Genomic DNA, 1713 nt, shown 5'->3' with positions numbered 1-1713 from the left:
CCCATTACGTTGTTAGCAGTTCCACCCCAGGGCACCGAAGATTCATAGCCTGTCCACCCGAGTGGGCGGGGCTATGTTTATATCCGTTCCCGCCGTCCGAAAGGACAGTGGAACTAGTCGCTGGCTTCGGTATGGCTTATTCCTGTCCCTGTCTGAAAATGATCCGGGGGGTGATGCCGCCGAAGACAGTGACATACTCAAACTGCTAATAGGAACCTGACCCGGCCCAGGCGGCACGAGGTCTCACAGTAATGTGGATGCCAGCGCAAGTATGTCCGACCACCCCAGCGATGAAGCGTAAATAATCCAACTCCCTACTCATCGCTAGGAGGCACAGACTCATGGCCTATGACTTCGTCATTGGAATGGACGTCGGCAAATACTTCCACCACGCCTGCGTCCTCGATCCCCAGGGCAGACAAGTCCTATCCAAACGCATCAACCAGCACGAAGGCTCGCTACGCAAGCTCTTCGGCAAATTCCTGGCCAATGACGCCGAGGTCCTTGTCGTCGTCGATCAGCCCAACAACATCGGCAGGCTAACCGTCGCAGTCGCCCAAGCAATGGGAGCCGACGTTCGCTACCTCCCCGGGCTTGCCATGCGACAGCTTTCACGTATCCACGTCGGCAACTCCAAGACCGATGTACGGGACGCTTATGTCATCGCCCATGCCGGCCTCAACCTTCCGGATGCCCTGCGTAGCGTCGACCGCGTTGAGGAAGTCTTCCTCCAGCTGAAAGTCCTCAACGGTATCGACGAAGACCTCGCCCGCGCCTACACACGCCTGATCAACCAGATGCGATCCGCGCTCGTGGGCACCTACCCCGCATTCGAACATGTCCTAAGTGGGCAGATGATTCACCGCAAGTGGATTCTCCACCTTCTGGCGAAATATGGTGGCCCCACCAAGATTCGACGCGTCGGCAAAGCACGGCTGGCAGCTTTCGCACGTGGTCACAGGGCACGTAATCCTGAGCCAGTTATCGATGCCATGCTTGCTGCGATCCACGGCCAGACGGTATCCATCGCCGGCGCAGAATACGCGGAACTTGGCGTAGCAATGTCCGCCAAAGATGCACTAGCCAAGCTGGAGCACCGCAAAGAGATTGAAGCCCAGGTACTCGAGCTGATCCAGGACATTCCTCAGACCGAGATTCTCTTGTCCATGCCCGGCATCGGCCCACGTAGCGCCGCGCAAATACTTATGACCGTCGGCGATATGTCCGACTTTCCCGATGCAGCGCACCTGGCTTCCTATGCAGGCCTGTCGCCGCAGACGAATCAGTCGGGAACGTCGATCATGTCGAATTCGCCCAACCGGGCCGGCAACAAGAAATTGAAGAACGCCCTATGGCAGTCGTCTTTTGCATCGATCAGATTCCACGAGCGTTCCCGGCAATTCTATGAACGAAAACGCAACGAAGGCAAAAGACACAACGCCGCAGTCGTCGCGCTCGCACGCCGACGCCTCAACGTCCTCTTCGCCATGATGCGCAGCGGAGAGCTCTACAGAGACATCCCCACAGCCCAGGAGGCCGCAGCGGCCTAGCCCCTACAAGCCCCGAAGCCGATTGTGTGTTAGCGACGGTCGAAATGTAGCCCAATCGGCTCTTCAGCATGCCCGAAAACAACATCCGCAGCGTGAAGCAGAAACCCTTCACACCCCCAGCAACCCCACCCACGGAGTTGACAACCTATATAGGAACACCCCC

General features: G+C 57.7%; 1 protein-coding gene. It reads left to right on the top strand.

The genetic code is table 11. The features are described 5' to 3' along the window. Positions 1-341 precede the first annotated feature (341 nt). Positions 342-1550 carry an IS110 family transposase gene (locus SFC07_RS13220; RefSeq protein ID WP_411208777.1) on the top strand — a complete coding sequence of 403 codons (1209 nt, stop codon included), beginning with the start codon at positions 342-344 and terminating at the stop codon, positions 1548-1550. Positions 1551-1713: the final 163 nt, after the last annotated feature.

The sequence above is a fragment of the Corynebacterium callunae genome, assembly GCF_046592015.1.
Classification (GTDB): domain Bacteria; phylum Actinomycetota; class Actinomycetes; order Mycobacteriales; family Mycobacteriaceae; genus Corynebacterium; species Corynebacterium callunae_A.
The sequence above is the reverse complement of the archived record's forward strand: the minus strand, read 5'-3'. Positions and strand labels throughout refer to the sequence as shown.

Coding starts and splice junctions, on each gene's coding strand:
- SFC07_RS13220 (WP_411208777.1), top strand. CDS start 342: ATGGCCTATGACTTCGTCATTGGAATGGACGTCGGCAAATACTTCCAC.